This is a genomic window from Micromonospora terminaliae, from assembly GCF_009671205.1.
GTDB classification, from domain to species: domain Bacteria; phylum Actinomycetota; class Actinomycetes; order Mycobacteriales; family Micromonosporaceae; genus Micromonospora; species Micromonospora terminaliae.
In genome coordinates, this window is record NZ_CP045309.1 from 5567959 (window position 1) to 5585654 (window position 17696).

Here is a 17696-nt window from a genome sequence, read left to right on the forward strand (position 1 = left end):
GGTCGAGAAATGTCGGTCAATCAGCAGATCCCGGATTACGACCTCGACGAGATGCTCGTGGTCACCGCGCCCGAGCAGCTGCGCGCCCTGGCCGACCCGCTGCGCAGCACCCTGCTGGAGCTGCTCCTGGAGCGGGCCGCCACGGTCAACGAGCTGGCCCGGGCGGTCGACCGCCCGAAGAGCAGCGTGGCCTACCACGTGAACCTGCTGGTCGACGCCGGCCTGCTCCGGGTGGTGCGGACGCGACGGGTCCGGGCCATCGAGGAGCGGTTCTACGGCCGGGTCGCCCGTACCTTCTACGTGGGCGTGCTCAACCGGCCCGAGGACAAGCAGGTCGTGGCGCGCATCAACGGCCTCGCCGAGGCGGCCGCCGAGGCCGCCGCGGCCCACGCCGCCGACGAACTGCGGTGCACGCTGCTCCACGCGCGCATCCCGATCGAGGAGGTGCGGACGTTCTGGGCGGAGGTCCAGGCGCTCGCCCGCCGCTTCGCCCAGATTCCCCGCTCCGGCGACCAGGTGTACGGCTTCGCCGCCGGCCTGTACCCCACCGACGCGCCCACCCTGCCCGACACCGAGCCGGAACCGGCCGGCCAGCCCGACGGTCAGTAGCCGTGGGCCGCGTCGTGGAGCACGTCGGCGACGAGCTGCCAGGACGGTTGGGCCGGTCCGGCTCGTCCGGCTCGGCGCTGGAGGCGTACCCGGTCGCGGAGCTGGGTGGCGCAGGCCGCCAGGAACTGGTCGAGTTCCAGGTTCACCACGGCGTCCGGGGCGGCGGCCACGTCGTCGGCGAGCCACTGCAGCCACGTGACCAGGTCGTCGGCGCTCTCGACGCGCTTGCGCGGGCGGTCGTCGTCGGTCATCGGTCCCTCCCTCTGGAGCCGGCGTCGGCGAGCACCTCGCGCAGCGCGTGGGAGGTCTGCCGGACGATCCCCGGATTGGTGTCCCAGTAGTACGGCAGGGCGAGCACCGCCTGGAGCAGCGCCCAGCCCCGGCCGCGCAGCCAGGATGCGTCGTCGACCGCCAGCTCGGCGCGGAACCGGGCGCGGCTCGTGCCCGAGAAGATGTTCCACGCGGGCTGCAGGTCGCAGGCCGGATCGCCGACGTTGAGCCCGCCGAAGTCGATGACGGCGGTGAGCCGCCCGTCGACCACCAGCAGGTTGCCGGGCAGCAGGTCGCCGTGCAGCCAGCGGCCCGGCCCGTCCCAGGCCGGCGCGTCCAGCGACTCCTGCCAGGCGCGCAGCACGGCGGCGCCGTCGACCCGGTCGCCGAGCCGGCGCACCGCGTCGCGGACCCCGTCGTCCAGTTCCGCGAGGTCCGCGCCCCGGGCCCGGGGTGGCCGGGGGTACGCGCCGGCGGTGTCGATCCGCCGCATCGCGGCGACGAAGGCGGCCAGGTCGACGGCCGCCGCGTCCCGGTCGTACCGGGCGGTGGCGGCGCTCTCGCCCGGCAGCCACTCGTAGACCGACCAGTCGAACGGGTAGCCCTCGGCGGGGCGGCCCATGGCCACCGGCACGGGCAGGGCGAGCGGCAGGTGCGGGGCGAGCCGGGGCAGCCACTCGGCCTCGCGGGCCGCCTGTTCGGTGGCCCACCCGATCCGGGGCAGTCGCACCGCCAGGTCGTCGCCGAGCCGGTAGACGTCGTGGTCCGTCCCGTGCGAGGGCACGAGGCGCAGCGGCCGGTCGGCCCACTGCGGGAACTGCCCGGCCAGCAGCCGTCGGGCCAGGTCGACGTCGGTCAGGACCTCGTCGGCGTGCATCTTCATCCGGGTCACGGCGACCATCCTGGATCGGCCCCGGCGAGGGCCGCAAACGAGTTCAGTCCGCGCGGCGGCGCCAGGTCAGCGTCATGCCGAGGATCACGAGGCCGGCCGGCAGTGCCGCCACCAGCAGTCCGCGCCAGAGCGCGAGCCGCAGGCGGAGGGTGAGCCGGCGGTCCGGTTCGCGGGTGACCGCGTACTGCTGGCCGGTGGCGTCGGGGTCGAGCCGGCAGGCGAGGCGGTAGCCGCCCGCGGCCGGGGCGGTGAAGGTGGACGTCCAGGTCCAGACCGTGTCGTCGGTGGCCACCTCGGTCCACTCGACCACGTGATCGGGGTCGGTGGCCGGAACCGGCCGCCCGTCGGGGCCGGTCACCCGGCACCGGTCCGCGTCCGGGGCGCTGGCCGGCCGGGTGGCCCAGACGGCGTACCGGCCGGGGCGGAGGTCGACGGTGAGATCGTCGTAACGCTGGCCGGCGACCCGGATCGGCAGGGGCGTGGGCTCGGCGGCCGGTGAGACGGCCCGCTGGACGGCTGGCACGGCGGTCAGCAGGCCGAGGCAGCCGACCAGCACGAGGACGCCGGCCACCGCGAGCGCCACCCGCCTGCCCATGGGGGCAGGGTAGTGCCGGACCGGCCGTCGCGGCAGGCTAGCGTCGGTGCGTGAGCACCGGATCCCCGCGCGTCCTGCCGGCCGAGAGCGGCATCGCCGAGGCCGCCGCCGTCCTGCGGGCCGGCGGGCTGGTCGCCTTCCCCACCGAGACGGTCTACGGGTTGGGCGCGAACGCGCTGGACGCCCGGGCGGCCGCCCGGATCTTCGAGGCGAAGGCCCGCCCCGGCTTCGACCCGCTCATCAGCCACCTGGCCGACGCCGCCGACCTGCCCGGCCTGGTCGGCGCCGTGCCGCCCGCGGTGGCCGCGCTGGTGGAGCGCTTCTGGCCGGGCCCGCTGACCCTCATCGTGGACCGGCCGGCGGCGATCCCGCCGATCGTCACGTCGGGCCTGGACACCATGGCCGTGCGGGTGCCCGACGAGCCGTCGGCGCGGGCGTTGATCGCCGCCGCCGGGGTGCCGGTGGCCGCGCCCAGCGCCAACCGGTTCGGGCAGCTCAGTCCCACCCGCGCCGAGCATGTGGTGGCCGGGCTGGGCGCCGCCGTGGACGTGGTGCTCGACGGCGGGCCGACCCGCTGTGGCATCGAGTCGACCATCGTGGACGCCCGGGGCGAGCGGCCGGTGGTGCTCCGGCTGGGCGCGCTGCCGGTGGAGGCGCTGGTCGAGGCGGTCGGCCCGGTGGAGGTACGCCTGGGCAGCTCGGGTCAGCCGGTGGCGCCCGGGACGCTGGCCGCGCACTACGCCCCGCGTACCCCGTTGCGGTTGGGCACGGCGGCCGAGGGGGACGGCGGCCGACGCGGATTCCTGGCCTTCCGGGAGCCGCCGGCGCGGGGTGACTGGGCGGCCGTGGAGGTGCTGTCGCCCGAGGGTGACCTGACCTCGGCGGCCGCGCGGCTGTTCGACGCCCTGCACCGGCTCGACGCGACCGGGGTCACCGAGATCGTGGCCGAGCCGGTCCCCGAGGTCGGTGTGGGCCGGGCCATCAACGACCGGCTGCGGCGGGCCGCCGCCTCCTGGCGCTGAGCCGTCAGAGGGCCAGCACGCCGACGACCTGGTCGCCGCTGGTCTCGCCGGTGAGCCGGAAGCCGAGGCGGTGGTAGAAGCGTTCCGGGCCGTGCGGGCCGGGGGCCCAGGTGACGAACATCCGGTCGGTGCCCCGGCTGCGCAGCTCGTCGGCCAGCGTCGTCACGGCGAACCGCCCGTAGCCCCGGCTCTGCTGGTCGGCGGCGATGTTGAGCCGCCACAGGCCGGAGCGGACGTCGGCCGGGTCGTCGTCCGGGCGCCACGGAATGTCGAGGAAGCCCATGAGGAACCCCACCGGCCGGTCGTCGTCGACGATGAGCCGGGGCCAGGCGACCGCCGGCTGGGCGTACGCCTCGGCGAGCGACCGGGCCACGGGGGCGACCAACCCCTCCTGGTCGGGACGGACGGCGATCGCGCAGGCGGCCAGGACGTTGTCCGGGGTGATCTGCTCCAGGCGGGGTGACGGCACGACGGCACCCTAGCCGCCGCGCCGGTCCCCGCTCGACTGCTTTACGCCATCTGTTGAGCCACATCCAGGTTGAGGTAGCGGGGTTCGCCGCTGGCCAGCCGGCGCACGCGCTCGGCGTAGGCGCCGGTCTCCGGGCGGCCGCTGTGCGCCATGGCCTGCTCGTAGCTGTCGAACTCGGCGACCATGACGAAATGGCCCGGCCGGTCCCGGTCCTCGGCGAGGGTCACCCGGGCGGGGCCGGGAGACGGGTGCTCGCGCGTCCACTCCTCGCTCAGTCGGCGTACCTCGTCCGGGCGGTCGGTCTCGTACTCGACGACCTGCACGAAGGGCATCTCCATCACCTCCACGGGCGGTGTTCCCACCGGTCCGCCGTCCATGTCGTCCGCATGCCTGCGGCCGCCGGGGGTAGGAGGTTCGGGTAACAACCCCCCGAAAGTGAGGTGTCATGCCAATGCCGACCGCACGCGAGATCATGACCAGCGACGTGAGCTGTGTCCGGGAGCAGGACGACCTCCGGACCGCTGCCCGACGGATGGCCGAGCTCGGAGTGGGCTCGTTGCCGATCTGCGGCGACGACGACCGCCTCAAGGGCATGGTGACCGACCGCGACATCGTGGTGAAGGTGCTGGCCACGGGGAAGGACCCGGCCGACGTGACCGCCGGCGAGCTGGCCCAGGGCGAGGCCGTGACCATCGGCGCGGACGACGACGCGGCCGAGATCCTGCGGACCATGGGCGAGCACAAGGTACGCCGGCTGCCGGTGATCGACGGGCAGAAGCTCGTCGGCATCGTGGCCGTCGCCGACGTGGCCCGCTCGTTGCCGGAACGCCCGGTGGGCGACCTCATCGAGGCGATCTCCGAGCGCGCCTGACGCACGACCGACACGCCGCCCCTCCGGGTCACCGGAGCGGGCGGCGAGCCGTGTCAGGGGGTCAGCGGCACGGTCTCGCCCCGGCCGATGGTGCGGACCTGCCGGACGAATCCCCGCCGCCGGGCCTCCTCGACGAAGTGCCGCAGCGGCGAGCGGAACACCGGGTAGTCGTCGTAGTGGACCGGCACGGTGAGCCGGGGCCGGATCAGCTCCACCACATCGGCGCCCTGGCGCGCGTCCATGGTGAGCAGGATGCCGGCGACCCGGGTGCCACCGAGGTGGATCAGCATGGCGTCGATGTCCGGGAACCGTTCGGGGATCTGCGCGAGCTGGGGGCGGCGCAGGGTGTCCCCGGTGACGTAGAGCCGGAACCGGCGCTCGCCGGCGCTCTCCAGGTCGACCAGGGTGCCCATCACGTCGGGCAGCAGCCGGTCCAGCGCGCCGGGCCCGTGCTGGCCGGGCAGCGCGGTCAGCCGCAGCGTCTCGGCACCGCGGTGCAGCTCGTACGAGCGCCAGGTGGGCAGCCCCTCCGCCGCCCGGAATCCCCAGCGGCGCAGCTTCCGTTGCGCCTGCGGTGTGGTGACGATCGGCAGGCCGCGGTCCAGCCCGCGCCGGGCCACCCGGTCGAAGTGGTCGCCATGCAGGTGGGACAGGACCACGGCGTCCAGCGCGGGCAGCTCGGGAATGGTCAGCGCCGGGTCCGTGCTCCGCTTCGACCACAGCCCCTTGCCCAGGTAGGCCCGCTGCCCGCGGTGCAGGAAGTTCGGATCGGTGAGCAGGGTGAATCCGCCGATCCGCAACAGGGTCGTCGCCGTACCGACGAAGGTCACCTCAGGACTCATGCTCCTCGCCGTACCCCTGATCGGCCTCGCCATGCGGATGGGTGCCGGGTTGGGGCAGGCGGTCGACCAGCCGGGTCAGCGCGCCGTTGGCGAAGGTCGCGCCGAGCGCGGAGCCGGCGGCGATGCTCCAGCCCACCGGGCCGAGCGGGGTGCAGCCGAAGAACTGGCTGACCCCGGGCGTCTGCACGACGCCGATCAGGACGCCGACCGAGGCGACGGTGGAGGCCAGCACGGCGGGGCTGGTGCCGCCGGCCAGCACGGTCTGGCCGAGCTGGGTGCCGACCAGCGAGGCGAGCGCGACCGTGGCGGCCCGGCGTTCCCGGCCGGTCCAGCGGGCGAGCGTCCAGCCGGCGGTCGCGCCCAGCGTGGTGGCCGCGGCCCGGAGCGCGATCTCGCGGGTCAGCGTCTCGCCGAGCGAGGTGTCCGGTCCCTCCCGCAGCAGGTGGTCGGCACCGTCGGCGGCGGGCGGCCGGACCGCGATGGCCAGCGCCGGCACGAGGTCGGTGAGCAGGTTGACGAGGAGCAGTTGCCGGCCGGTGAGCGCCGACCGGCCGGTGCCCGCGGCGGTCAGCACGCTGAACGCGATCTCGCCGAGGTTGCCGCCGACCAGGATGCTCAGTGCGTGGCGGACCGACGACCACATGGCCCGTCCCTCCACGAGGGTGGCGATGATCGTCTCCAGCCGGTCGTCGGTGACCACCAGGTCGGCGGCGGCGCGGGCCGCCGGGGTGCCGCGCTGGCCGAGCGCGATGCCCACGTCGGCGAGGCGGATCGCCGGGGCGTCGTTGGCGCCGTCACCGGTCATGGCCACCGTCCGGCCCCGGTGCTGCAACGCCTGGATGATCCGCACCTTGTGCGCGGGGGTGCAGCGGGCCACCACGTCGGTGGTCATGAGCCGCTCCGCGAGGGCCTCGTCGTCGAGCCGGTCCAGCTCGGTGGCGGTGACCACCCGCTGCTCCCCGTGGTCGGGGCTGATGGTGGCGGCGATCGCCTCGGCGGTGGCCGGGTGGTCGCCGGTGATCATGACGGTGTGCACCCCGGCCTGCCGGATCCGCTGCACGGCGGGCGCGGCGCTCTCCCGCACCCCGTCGGCGAGGGCCAGGAAGCCGACGAAGACCAGCCCGTTGACCTGCTCGTCGGTCACCGTCTCGGCCCCCACGGCGCACTCGGCGACGGCCAGGATGCGGTGCCCGGCACCGGCCCGCTCGGCGAGCATCGCGTGCAGCGCGTTTCGGCCGCCCGGGTCCAGCGGGGTGTCGCCACCGGCGGTCCGCCGGGCGGCGCACCGGGGCAGCACCGACTCGGGCGCGCCCTTCACGCTGAGCAGCAGCCCGTCGGCGGTGCGGCCGACGGTGGCGTGGTAGCCGCGCGACGGCTCGAACGGCAGCCCGCCCACCGCGGTCCAGTCCGGCGCGCCGGTCCGCTCCACCACGCCGGCCGTGCCGGCGCCGCGGCGTACCGCGCGGTCGGTCTGCTGGGGCAGCTCGTCCGGGTCGGCCGCCGCGGGGGTGGCCCGCAGCGCCGCGGCCAGGGTCATCCGGAGCGGCGCGTCCAGGCGGTCCGGCGGGGCGTACCGGTCGTCCCCGCCACCCACCCCGGCCAGCAGCAGCTTGCCCTCGGTGAGGGTGCCGGTCTTGTCGAAGCAGAGCACGTCGACCCGGCCCAGCGCCTCGATGGTCCGCGGGTTGCGCACCAGCGCGCCGTGCTCGGCCAGCCGCCGCGCCGCCGCCAGCTGCGCGGCGCTGACCAGGAACGGCAGCCCCTCGGGCACCGAGGCCACGGCCAGGTTCGCGGCGGTCGCCGCCGTCTCCACCAGGGGTACGCCCCGGAGCAGCCCCGCCCCGGCCACCGCGACGGCCGAGCCGGCGGCCAGCGGCACGGCGGCACTCGTCAGCTTCCCGAGCCGGCTCTCCACGCCGCTGGCCGGAGGCGCCTGCCGGGCCAGGGCGAGGCTCCGTCCGGCCTCCGTCTCCTCGCCGGTGGCCACCACCACGGCGGTGCCGTGGCCCGCCGCGACCGTGGTGCCCTCGTAGACCATCGAGTGGCGCTCGGCGACCGCGGCGGCCACCACCGGCTCGGCGCTCTTGCCCACCGGCAGTGACTCGCCGGTCAGGGACGACTCGTCGGTCTCCAGCCCGTCGCTGGTCAGCACCCGGCAGTCGGCCGGGATGGCGTCGCCGGACTCCACGACGACCACGTCCCCGGCGACCAGTTCCTCGGCGGCCACCACCTGCTCGGCGCCGTCGCGCAGCACCCGGGCCGTCACCGCCGAGCGGGACAGCAGCTCGGCCAGCGAACGCTCGGTGTTGCGCTGGTGCACCGCGCCGATCAGTGCCGAGCCGCCCACCACGCCGCCGACCAGGGCCGCGTCGACCAGCGAACCGAACGTGGCGGAGAGCACCGCCCCAGCGGCGAGAACCGGGGTGAGCGGGTTCGACAGCTCGTCCACGAAGGCGCGGAGCAGCCCGGCCGGCCCGTGCCCGTCCCCGGTCGCCGCCCGCCGGCGGCGGGCCGCCTCCGCGCCGGTCAACCCCTCGGCGTGGGTGCCGAGCTGGTCGAGGACCGTCTCCACCGGCATGAGGTGCCAGGCGATGAGCGCGGGCACCGGCGTACGGGTGCGGTCGGGCAGCCGCTGGGCCCGCCAGACGCCGTGGGCGAAGGCGAGGGCGGCGGCGCCGTTCACCGCGGCGAGGGTCCGGCCGGGCAGCCGCTCGCGCTCGGCGGTGAACGCGCCCAGCGCGCCCAGGCCGGTGCCGGCCATCGCGATCCGGATGTTCTGCCCGGTCATCCGCCGGGCCACCCCGGTCGCGTCGATGAGCAGGGCGGGGATCCGCAGGTCGTCGCCGACCAGCAGGTGCGCGCCCCAGGGCGGCAGGTCCTCCGGGGCGGCGACGCCCAGCCCGCAGTCGGCGGCGCCCAGCGCGGCCCGGTCGCCGGAGACCACCATCACCACGGCGCCGTCGCGCTGCAGGTCGCGGACCGACTCGGCGAGCTGGTCGCCGCCGGGCACGAGGGCGTCGGCGAAGTCGTACCGGCCGTCCTCGTCCCCGGCGACCACGAGCCGCAGCCCGGCGTGCCGCGCGGCGGTCGCCAGGGCGTCCACCCCCGGCACGGGCTCCGGCTCGACCCGCAGCACGGCGGCGAGCCGCCCGTCCTCGGCCAGCCCCAGCAGCGGGCCGCCGTCCGCGCGCAGCCGGGCGCTGTCCGGGGTGTCGCCGGGGTCCTCGGCGTCCAGCCGGTCCAGCGGGCCGAGCCGCCAGCCGCCGGCGTTCCGCACGGCCTGCGGGGCGGCCGGGTCGAACAGGGCGAACGCCCGTGCGGCCACCTGACCGGTGTCCGCGCCGGGCAGCGGCGCCAGGTCGGCGAGCACACCCCGGTCGGAGCCGAGCACCGCGGCGTCCAGCAGCACCGTGTCGATCCGGTCCAGCTCGCGCAGCACGCTGCGGTCCATGGCGATCACGCCGCGCCGGGCGAGCATCCGGCCGAGCTGCGCCGCGTACCCCTCCCGGCCGCTGCCGGGCGCCTTCGGCAGTGACGACAGGGCCAGCGCGGCCGCCCGCTTTCCGCCGGCCACCGGCAGCGCCGCCGCCCCGGCCGCCGCTCCCGCCGCGAGCGACCGGCTCACGTAGCGCTCGGCCGGGCCGTCCGGGACCGGGCAGGGCCGCTCGCCGTCCGGCACCCGGGCGACCGCGCGGTCCGCCTCGCCGGTCAGCCTCGGCTCGGCCTTCGCCCACGCGGCGAGCTGGGCTCGCGCCTCGCCCCACTGCACGACCCGCTGCGCGCCGTCGAGCACGATGCCGGCCCAGCCGCCGGTGAGCCCCTGGACCACCGCCTCGGCGAGCGGGAAGAGCAGGTCGGCGCGGGGGTCGGCGCGCAGGCCACGGCCGGCGAACGCGTGCAGCTTCGGGTGCAGGTCGACCGCGCTGAGGAAGCCGGCCACCTCACCGGGGACCGGGGCGAACGGCAGGATCCGGGTGGCCGCCGAGATGGTCAGGCCGAGCGCGTCCGAGACCAGCGCGCCCATGGTGCGCGGCGTGCGCGGCCCCTCCTCGGGCGGATGCGGCGGCGGGATCTCCGGGTCCGGCTCGTGCGGGCACACCCGCTCGGTCCGCGCCACGGTGGCGATCAGGTCGCGCAGCTTCGGCTTCGGCTCCTCGACCGCCACGACCACCCGGCCCGACGGCGCGTTGACCCGGGCCCACGCCACCCCGGGCAGCGCCTCCAGGGCCGCCTCGACCTGCCGGGCCAGCCGGTCCCCGCCGTCCTGGCAGACGCCGTGCACCTCGATGTGGTGCCGGCCGTCCCGCGACCACACCCGGCGCCGGGTCAGCCCCGCGAAGCGGGCCAGCCGGACCGCGGCCCCGCTCACGCTTCCCGCCGCGTCGGCGACGCTGTCCGGCACGGCGTTCCGGGCCGTCTCCGGCAGGGCGGACCCGACGGTACGGGCGGTGTCCGGCACGGCGGTGGCGACGGTACGTGCCACCCGGGCCACCACGTCGGGCACGGTGGCCGGCGACAGCAGGAGGCCGGCGACGCGGCCCAGCGAGGTCATCGAGGCGTACGGCCGGGCTGTCGGCCCCGCTCCCCGGTGCTCCCGCGTTCGTAGCCGTACGCCATCTCGCCTCCCATGCCTGGTCCCGGCGGCCCGACTTCCCGGGGTGGCGTCCGTTATGCCCCTCCGGCGGGGCAAGTTTCCGCACTGCCCGGGGCATGGACGGGGAGGCCGGTGGAATGCCGACCGGAGATCGGTGTCGTCATCGGAACCGGGGAGGCGCGGATGAGCACGCTGACACGAAACCTCAGCGGGTCGCGAGAGATGATCAAAACGTACTGCCGCCGGGTAGAGATCCCGATCCTGGGCGAGGTGGCGGTGCCGCCGCCCGACAAGCTGACCTACTACGCGGGGCTCGGCGTGCTCGCCGCGCTCCAGGTCATCGAGTGGCCGCTGGCCCTCGTCATCACCGCCGGGCACCTCCTGGCCGACCAGCACTACTCGGGACTGGTCAAGGGCATCGGTGAGGCGCTGGAGTCGGCGTAACGAGACGGGGCTCACGGTTGACCTCAATCCCGGTTGAGGAACGAAGCTTGAGCCCATGTCGACCGTCACCGCCGCGCCGGCGGCCCCGCCCGCACACCTCTGGTCGCCGCGGCTGCGGGCCATGACCGTGGGCAGCGTCGCCCTGGTGTCGCTGCTCGCCTTCGAGGCGCTCGCCGTGGGCACCGCCATGCCCACGGTGGCCCGCACCCTGGACGGGCTCGGCCTCTACGCGCTCGCCTTCGGCGGCCCGTTCGCCTCGGGCGTGGTGGCCATGGTCGCCTCCGGCATCTGGTGCGACGCCCGGGGCCCGCGCCCGGCCATGTGGCACGGCGTGGCCTGGTTCGTGGCGGGCCTGGTGGTGGCGGGCGCCGCGCCCACCATGGAGGTACTGGTCGTCGGGCGGGTCGTCCAAGGCTTCGGCTCGGGCCTGCTGTCCGTGGCGCTCTACGTGATCGTCGGCCAGGCGTACCCGGAGGAGCTGCGGCGGCGCATCTTCGCCGCGTTCGCCGCGGCCTGGGTCGTCCCGTCGCTGGTCGGTCCGGCGGTGGCCGGGCTGATCGTCGAGCACCTGGGCTGGCGCTGGGTGTTCCTCGCGGTGCCGGCGGTGGCGCTGCCGGCCGTGCTGCTGGTGCAGCCGGGGCTGCGGGCGCTGGGTGCGGCCGTGCCGGTCCGGCCGCCGGCCGGTGCGCTGGCCCGGATCGGCTGGGCCTGTGGGGCGGGGGCGAGCGCCGCACTGCTGCACTACGGGGGGCAGCAGCGCGGCGCGTTCGCCGCCGGGCTGATCGGCGTGGCGCTGGCCGGGCTGCTGGCCTGCGTACCCCGGTTGCTGCCGGCCGGGTTCCTGCGGGCCGCGCGAGGGCTGCCGACCGTCATCGGCCTGCGCGGCCTGGCCTCCGCGGCATTCGCCGGGGCCGAGGTGGTGATCCCGCTGATGCTGTCCCGGGAGCGGGGCTTCTCGCCGACCGCGGCCGGGCTGGTGCTGACCGTCGGCGCGCTCTCCTGGTCGGTGGGTTCCGGGATCCAGGGCCGGATCGCCGCGCCACGGTCGGCCGCCACCCTGCCCCGGGTCGGGCTGGCCTGCATCGCCGTCGGCACGGCCGGCGTCGCCCTGGCCCTCCTGCCGGCCGTTCCGGTGGCGCTCGCCGTGCTGGCCTGGGCGGTCGCCGGCCTCGGCATGGGGCTGCTCTACCCGTCCCTGTCGGTGCTCACCCTGGCCCTCTCGGCCCCGGCCGAGCAGGGCCGGAACAGCTCGGCGCTGCAACTGGGCGACTCGCTCTCCGCCGCCACGGTGCTGGCGCTGACCGGGGCCGTGCTGGCCGCCGGCTCGGCGCCGGGCCCCGCGAGCTACGCGACCACGCTCGCCGTGGCGGCCGGCTGCGGGCTGCTCGGCGTGGTGCTCGCCGGACGGGTGGTCCTCGCCGACCGGTGATCGGGGCAAAGCGGCCCGGGGTCGGCTGACCGGCCGGGAGGATGGGCGGGCCATGAACTTCCTGACCATCCTGCCGCTGGCCGTGGTGATGGTGGCCGGGACGCAGGTGGTCGCGGCGGTGCTCCTCGCCTCCGCCGAGCGGCCCCGCGCCGCCTCGCTCGGCTACCTGACCGGGGCGGGAGCCGTGGTCGTCACCGGGGTGACGCTGAGCTGGCTGCTCACCAGAGTGCTCCGCGGCCCGGAGGCGAGAGCGGAGACCGACGTCGTACAGCTCGAACGGACCGCGAGCCGGATCGACTGGGTGGTGCTGGCGCTGCTGGTCGTCCTCGCGGTGATCGTCTACCTCCGCCGGCACCGGACCGGCCTGCCCCGCTGGATGGACCGGCTCCGCCGGGCCGAGCCGGGATACGCCCTGCGGCTCGGTGCGGTGCTCATCGCCAGCGCGCCTACCGACGACCTCACCATGGCGGCCGTCGGCGCCAGCGTCGCCCGGCACGACCTGGCGTGGTGGCACCTGCTGCCGTTCGTCCTGCTGACGGTCGGGCTGCTCGCCGTGCCGCTGCTCATCCTGCTGCTGGCCCGCGGGCGGGCCGCCACGGCGCTGCCCCGCCTCCGGGCCTGGACGGACCGGCACGGCTGGGTGGTCAGCGAGGTGGTGATCGCGTTCTTCGCGCTGGTGACCGTGCTCGACCTGGTGGAGTCGACCCGCCGGGGGTGAACTGCCGCACGGCACCCGCACCTGGGCCGACCACCTCGCCGACACGTACGGGGGAACCGGCCGGAGATGAAACCTCTTGCGGTTCCGGGCCGCCCTACCGTGGCCGCATGCTGGTCTTCGTCACCACCGTGATCCTGTACGTCTTCGGCTTCGTCTTCCTCTACGGCGTGATCCGGCTCGGAGTCCGGCACGGCATCGAGGACGTGGAGACCCACCGCGCCCAGGCCCTGCGGGCCGAGGAGCTGGCGGCCCACCAGGACCGCACGTTCGCCCGCGAGAACGCCTTCCTCACCGGCAGCTGACCGCCGGCTCGTGGCCGGCGCGCCGCCCGGCGGGTCGTGTCCGGGGCGCCGCCCGCCGCCCGCCGCGGCCGTCGTCCAGCATCCGGGCCGGTCGGCACGTCGGTCAGCGGAGCCGCTGGCCGGGTGCGAGGATCGCATCCGTGATGGGGACGCTGAAGACCGAGCCCGCCCGCACCCGACTGGACCTGCTGGCGCCGCCGGTGGCCGCCGCGATCGAGCGGTGGCCGGACGAGGCTCCGGTGGACGTGGACGAGGTGCTGGTCGCCGCGATCGACGCCGAGCTGGCCGACACGGCCGCGTTCTGCGCGGCGTACGAGGTGGGGCTGGAGGAGTCGGCCAACTGCGTGGTGGTCGCCGGCAAGCGGGGCGGCGAGACCCGGTACGCGGCCTGCATGGTGCTCGCCACCACCCGGGCCGACGTGAACGGCGTGGTCCGCCGGCTGCTCGACGCGCGCAAGGCGAGCTTCGCGCCCATGGACGACGCCGTCGAGCTGACCGGCATGGAGTACGGCGGGATCACCCCGATCGGCCTCCCCGAGGGCTGGCCGATCTTCGTCGACTCGCGGGTGATCGCCACGCCGCACGTGATCATCGGTTCGGGTGTCCGGCACAGCAAGATCGCGTTGCCCGGGCCGGCGCTCGGTGCGCTGCCCGGGGCAACCGTGGTGGAGGACCTGGCCCGACCGGCCTAGGCCGTCACCCGCATCGATCTTGTTCCACGTGAAACATCACGCGGAGGCTTCGCGCTGCGCCACCTCGTGGAGGGCGGCCAGCATGGTCTCCGGCTCCTGGGCGCCGGTGACGGCGTACTTCCCGGCGAGCACGAAGGTCGGCACGCTGGAGACCCCGAGCTGGTGGGCGGCACTCAGGTCGGCGGCCACCTCCCGGCGGCCGAGGTTCGACTCCAGGTAGTCGCGGGCCTCGGTCTCGTCCAGGCCGACCTCGGCGGCCAGCTTGACCAGCGCGTCGGTCGACCCGACGTCGATCCCGTCCTGGAAGTGCGCCCGGTAGAGCCGCTCGACCAGTTCGGCGGCCCGGCCCCGCTCGGTGGCGAACCGCACCAGCCGGTGCGCCTCGAAGGTGTTCGCGGCCACCGCGCGGTCGAAGTTCATGTCGATCCCGGCGCCCCGGGCGACCTTGGTGACATGGGCGGCCATGCCCTCGGCCTGGTCCCGGCCGCCGAACTTCGCGCCCAGCGCCTCGATGAGCGGCTTCGGCTCGGTCACCGGCGTCGGGTCGAGCTGGAACGGCCGGTACCGGACGGTCACCTCGCCGTCGTACCGCTCCAGGGCCTGCTCCAGGCGGCGCTTGCCGATCCAGCACCAGGGGCAGACGACGTCGGCGTAGATCTCGATCTCCATGACCAGCGACAACCCGTCGATCAGGAGATCTGTTCCCGGACCTGGCGCTTCAGCCGGGCCAGGATGGCGGTGCCGCCGCGGATCCGCAGCGGGCTGATCGCCTGGGCCAGACCCATCCGCTGGTAGAGGTCGTCCGGCACGGCCAGCACGTCCTCGGCGCTCGCCCCGGCCAGCCCCTCGGCGAGGATGCCGGCGAACGCCCGGGTGGTCGGCGCTTCCGGCGGGCAGTCGAAGATGGTGCTCACCGTCTTGTCCGGGTTGACCTCGGCGCGCAGGAAGAACGCGGTCTGGCACTCCGGGACCTGCTCCAGGTCCTCCCGGTCCACGCCTTCGGGCAGCGGTGGGATCACGTCGGAGAACTCCAGCAGCATCTCCAGCACCACGTCGCGCGGGGCGGCGGCGAACTCGTCGACGATCTCGGCCAGCTTGCTCGGCATCTCGGACATGACCGCCAGGCTACCGCCGGTGACCCGGTGCCCTCCGGGGTCGGCCGGGAGGGCACCGGGTCGGGCGGATCACACGTTCGGGGCGGCCTCGCTGATGTCGCTCAGCGCGGAGTTCGGGTCGAGCTGCATGGCCAGGTCGCCGAGGGAGACGATGCCGACCAGCTTGCGGTCGTTGTCGCAGACCAGCACCCGCCGGATGTTGCGCTCCCGCATCAGGGCGGCCGCCTCGTTCGCGGTGCAGTGCTGCTCGATCATCACGACCTCGCGGGTGACGATCGCACCGATCGTGGTGGTCGAGGGGTCGGCCCGCTCGGCCACGGCACGCACCACGATGTCCCGGTCGGTCAGCATGCCGGCCAACGTGGCGCCGTCGGTGACCACCACGTCGCCGATGTCCGACTCCTTCATCACCCTGGCCGCCTCGTCCAGGGGAGTCTCCGCGGGCAGGTAGACCACCTGCTTGGTCATCACGTCACTGACCCGGTACATGAGAGCCTCCGAAACACCTCGGTCGATCCGTGTGCGGTACCCCGTGGCGCGTCCGCTACACCCGGTCGCGGCGCGTGCCACCCGCCTCGTCGAGCAGGCGCTCGACCAGGCCGTCCACCGGCAACTCGATCCGCTCGCCGGAGGCCCGGTCGCGCAGTTCGACGTACCCCTCGGCCAGGCGGCGGCCGACCACGACGGCGCGCGGGATGCCGATCAGCTCGGCATCGGTGAACTTCACCCCCGCCGAGACGTGGGCGCGGTCGTCGACCAGCACCCGCAGGCTGGCGGCGGAGAGGCGCCCGCCGAGCTCCAGCGCCGCGTCGAGCTGCGGCCCCTTGCCGGCCGCCACGAGGTGTACGTCGCAGGGCGCGACCTCGGCGGGCCAGACCAGCCCCCGGTCGTCGTGGTGCTGCTCGGCGACCGACGCGACGGCCCGCGAGACGCCGATGCCGTAGCAGCCCATGGTGGGCCGGACCGGCTTGCCCTCCCGGCCGAGCACGTCGACCGCGAAGGCGTCGGTGTACCGGCGGCCGAGCTGGAAGATGTGCCCCACCTCGATGCCCCGGCGCATGGTCAGCTCGCCGTCGCCGCAGGCCGGGCAGGGATCGCCCGGGCGCACCTCGGCCGCCTCGATCGTGCCGTCTGGCACGAAGTCCCGCCCGCACACCACGTCGGTGGCGTGCCGGCCCGGCTCGTTCGCGCCGGTCAGCCAGGTGGTGCCGGTGACCACCCGGGGGTCGACCAGGTAGCGGACGCCGTGCTTGGCCAGGATCTGCGGCCCGAGGTAGCCCCGGACCAGCTCCGGGTGCGCCGCCCAGTCGTCGAAGACCGCCACGGTGGCCGGGGCGAGGGCCGCCTCGACCCGCTTCAGGTCCACCTCCCGGTCCCCGGGCAGGCCGATCACCAGCAGCTCCGCCCGTTCGGCACCCGGCCGGCGCACGGCCAGCACCACGTTCTTCAACGTGTCGGCGGCGGTCCAGTCGGTCCGGCCGGCCAGCGCGCGGCCGTTGGCCAGGTCGACCAGGGACGCGATGGTCGGCGTCTCCGGGGTGTCGTGCACCTCGGTGGCCGGGTGCGCGTGCGGGTCGCCGGCCGCCGGCGCGCGGGTCACCACGGCCTCGGTGTTGGCCGCGTAGTCGCAGGCGGTGCAGCCGACGTAGGTGTCCTCGCCGACCGGCGTGGCGGCCAGGAACTCCTCCGACGCCGAGCCGCCCATCGCACCGGACATCGCGTGCACCACGGTGAAGTCCAGCCCGAGCCGGGTGAAGATCCGCTGGTACGCCTCGCGGTGCCGGTCGTAGGCGGCCTGGAGCCCCGCCTCGTCGAGGTCGAACGAGTAGGCGTCCTTCATGAGGAACTCGCGCCCGCGCAGCACACCGGCCCGCGGCCGGGCCTCGTCCCGGAACTTGGTCTGGATCTGGAACAGCGTCACCGGGAAGTCCCGGTACGAGTTGAACAGGTCCTTCACCAGCAGCGCGGCCATCTCCTCGTGGGTCGGGGCGAGCAGGTGCTCGGCGCCCTTCCGGTCTTCGAGGGTGAAGATGTCGTCGCCGTACTCCGTCCACCGCCCGCTGGTCCGGTAGGGCTCGGCCGGGAGGAGCGCCGGGAAGTGCACCTCCTGGTCGCCGATCGCCGCCATCTCGGCGCGGACGATCTCGGTGACCCGGTCCAGCACGAGCTTGCCCAGCGGCAGCCAGGTGTAGCCGCCCGGTGCGGCGCGGCGGATGTAGCCGGCGCGGAGCAGGAGCCGGTGGCTCGGCACCTCCGCGTCCGCCGGGTCCTCGCGCAGGGTCCGGAGCAGCAGGGTCGACATGCGCAGCAGCATTGCCGCAGCGTACGGGGCGCCGAGCCGGCCGGGCGATCCAATTGGCTGCACATCGGCGAGGTGGCGGCATCCGGGCCCGTCCGATGCCCCCACCTCGCCGAGCTGGAGTGGATCAGGTGCGCCGGGTGGGTAGGGAGAGGGTCATGGATGAGAGGCCACGGATGACGCTGACGTCCACTGTGCTGGATTCGCCGGACGCGCGGGAGCTGGCCACGTTCTACGAACGCCTGCTCGGATGGTCGCGGCGGGACGACGAGTCGGACTGGGTCGTCCTCGTCCCGCCGGACGGCGGGGCGGGGCTCTCGTTCCAGACCGAGCCCGCGTACGAGCGGCCGGTCTGGCCCGCCGGCCCGGGCGAGCCGCAGATGCTGGCGCACCTCGACATCAAGGTCGACGACCTCGACGCGGCGTCGGCGTACGCGGTGTCGGTGGGCGCCACGGTGGCGGACTTCCAGCCGCAGGACGACGTGCGCGTGCACCTCGACCCGGCCGGCCACCCGTTCTGCCTCTACCTCTGA

Annotated in this window: 20 protein-coding genes; 9 read left to right on the forward strand and 11 right to left on the reverse strand. The window is 75.3% G+C overall.

Translation table 11 applies throughout. The features are described from left to right. Window positions 1-9: 9 nt before the first annotated feature. Window positions 10-609 (forward strand): winged helix-turn-helix domain-containing protein, encoded by a 600-nt coding sequence (locus tag GCE86_RS25650; protein WP_154229279.1) that lies wholly within the window; start codon window positions 10-12, stop codon window positions 607-609. Here the strand turns inward: GCE86_RS25650 and GCE86_RS25655 are convergent. The 3 genes from GCE86_RS25655 to GCE86_RS25665 are packed head-to-tail and all read right to left on the reverse strand — an operon-like array spanning window position 603 to window position 2366. Next, window positions 603-860: a DUF7660 family protein gene (locus GCE86_RS25655; RefSeq protein ID WP_154229280.1), complete on the reverse strand. Its 258-nt coding sequence runs from the start codon at window positions 858-860 to the stop codon at window positions 603-605. The genes GCE86_RS25650 and GCE86_RS25655 overlap by 7 nt on opposite strands. Then, window positions 857-1762, reverse strand: a complete 906-nt coding sequence (locus GCE86_RS25660) for an aminoglycoside phosphotransferase family protein (protein ID WP_239542970.1) — start codon at window positions 1760-1762, stop codon at window positions 857-859. The genes GCE86_RS25655 and GCE86_RS25660 overlap by 4 nt, the downstream gene beginning before the upstream one ends. Window positions 1763-1814: 52 nt before the next feature. Continuing rightward, on the reverse strand, window positions 1815-2366 hold the full coding sequence (locus GCE86_RS25665; RefSeq protein WP_154229282.1) for a hypothetical protein: 552 nt from the start codon (window positions 2364-2366) through the stop codon (window positions 1815-1817). Window positions 2367-2440: 74 nt separating this feature from the next. Between GCE86_RS25665 and GCE86_RS25670 the strand changes: the two genes are divergently transcribed. Further along, window positions 2441-3388 carry an L-threonylcarbamoyladenylate synthase gene (locus GCE86_RS25670; RefSeq protein ID WP_154230674.1) on the forward strand — a complete coding sequence of 316 codons (948 nt, stop codon included), beginning with the start codon at window positions 2441-2443 and terminating at the stop codon, window positions 3386-3388. 4 nt (window positions 3389-3392) lie between these two features. On the opposite strand, the gene GCE86_RS25675 is transcribed toward GCE86_RS25670, so the two are convergent. Next, window positions 3393-3857: a GNAT family N-acetyltransferase gene (locus GCE86_RS25675; protein WP_154229283.1), complete on the reverse strand. Its 465-nt coding sequence runs from the start codon at window positions 3855-3857 to the stop codon at window positions 3393-3395. Between the two features lie 41 nt (window positions 3858-3898). Continuing rightward, the gene (locus tag GCE86_RS25680) at window positions 3899-4189 is read right to left on the reverse strand and encodes an antibiotic biosynthesis monooxygenase (protein WP_154229284.1); all 291 of its coding nucleotides are present in this window, start codon (window positions 4187-4189) and stop codon (window positions 3899-3901) included. Window positions 4190-4308: 119 nt separating this feature from the next. Here GCE86_RS25680 and GCE86_RS25685 point away from each other — a divergent pair, with 119 nt between their 5' ends. Beyond that, window positions 4309-4728: a CBS domain-containing protein gene (locus tag GCE86_RS25685; RefSeq protein WP_091264855.1), complete on the forward strand. Its 420-nt coding sequence runs from the start codon at window positions 4309-4311 to the stop codon at window positions 4726-4728. A gap of 53 nt (window positions 4729-4781) precedes the next feature. Here the strand turns inward: GCE86_RS25685 and GCE86_RS25690 are convergent, their stop codons facing one another. Together GCE86_RS25690 and GCE86_RS25695 are read right to left on the reverse strand one after the other, a co-directional pair. Next, window positions 4782-5570: an MBL fold metallo-hydrolase gene (locus GCE86_RS25690; RefSeq protein ID WP_154229285.1), complete on the reverse strand. Its 789-nt coding sequence runs from the start codon at window positions 5568-5570 to the stop codon at window positions 4782-4784. Next, window positions 5560-10122 (reverse strand): cation-translocating P-type ATPase, encoded by a 4563-nt coding sequence (locus GCE86_RS25695; RefSeq protein ID WP_154229286.1) that lies wholly within the window; start codon window positions 10120-10122, stop codon window positions 5560-5562. The genes GCE86_RS25690 and GCE86_RS25695 overlap by 11 nt, the downstream gene beginning before the upstream one ends. 225 nt (window positions 10123-10347) lie before the next feature. On the opposite strand from GCE86_RS25695, the gene GCE86_RS25700 reads away from it, so the two are divergent. From GCE86_RS25700 to GCE86_RS25720, 5 genes are all read left to right on the forward strand, one after another. Beyond that, window positions 10348-10608 (forward strand): hypothetical protein, encoded by a 261-nt coding sequence (locus GCE86_RS25700; RefSeq protein WP_154229287.1) that lies wholly within the window; start codon window positions 10348-10350, stop codon window positions 10606-10608. Window positions 10609-10663: 55 nt separating this feature from the next. Beyond that, complete coding sequence (locus GCE86_RS25705; RefSeq protein ID WP_154229288.1) at window positions 10664-12037, forward strand: MFS transporter; 1374 nt, start codon at window positions 10664-10666, stop codon at window positions 12035-12037. 52 nt (window positions 12038-12089) lie between these two features. Beyond that, entirely contained in the window at window positions 12090-12755 is a 666-nt protein-coding gene (locus GCE86_RS25710; protein WP_154229289.1) for a GAP family protein, read from the forward strand. Between the two features lie 107 nt (window positions 12756-12862). After that, window positions 12863-13057, forward strand: coding sequence for a hypothetical protein (locus GCE86_RS25715; protein WP_154229290.1), 195 nt, complete (start codon window positions 12863-12865; stop codon window positions 13055-13057). 143 nt (window positions 13058-13200) lie between these two features. Next, window positions 13201-13749 (forward strand): YbaK/EbsC family protein, encoded by a 549-nt coding sequence (locus GCE86_RS25720; protein WP_154229291.1) that lies wholly within the window; start codon window positions 13201-13203, stop codon window positions 13747-13749. Window positions 13750-13785: 36 nt separating this feature from the next. Here the strand turns inward: GCE86_RS25720 and GCE86_RS25725 are convergent, their stop codons facing one another. The 4 genes from GCE86_RS25725 to GCE86_RS25740 all read right to left on the reverse strand — a co-directional run bounded on the left by GCE86_RS25725 (window position 13786) and on the right by GCE86_RS25740 (window position 17178). After that, the gene (locus GCE86_RS25725; RefSeq protein WP_154229292.1) at window positions 13786-14418 is read right to left on the reverse strand and encodes a DsbA family oxidoreductase; all 633 of its coding nucleotides are present in this window, start codon (window positions 14416-14418) and stop codon (window positions 13786-13788) included. 20 nt (window positions 14419-14438) lie between these two features. Beyond that, window positions 14439-14864, reverse strand: coding sequence for a SufE family protein (locus GCE86_RS25730; protein WP_154229293.1), 426 nt, complete (start codon window positions 14862-14864; stop codon window positions 14439-14441). A gap of 69 nt (window positions 14865-14933) precedes the next feature. Next, window positions 14934-15353 carry a CBS domain-containing protein gene (locus tag GCE86_RS25735; protein WP_154229294.1) on the reverse strand — a complete coding sequence of 140 codons (420 nt, stop codon included), beginning with the start codon at window positions 15351-15353 and terminating at the stop codon, window positions 14934-14936. A gap of 55 nt (window positions 15354-15408) precedes the next feature. Beyond that, window positions 15409-17178 carry a proline--tRNA ligase gene (locus tag GCE86_RS25740; RefSeq protein ID WP_154229295.1) on the reverse strand — a complete coding sequence of 590 codons (1770 nt, stop codon included), beginning with the start codon at window positions 17176-17178 and terminating at the stop codon, window positions 15409-15411. Window positions 17179-17321: 143 nt separating this feature from the next. On the opposite strand from GCE86_RS25740, the gene GCE86_RS25745 reads away from it, so the two are divergent. Next, window positions 17322-17696: a VOC family protein gene (locus tag GCE86_RS25745; RefSeq protein WP_154229296.1), complete on the forward strand. Its 375-nt coding sequence runs from the start codon at window positions 17322-17324 to the stop codon at window positions 17694-17696.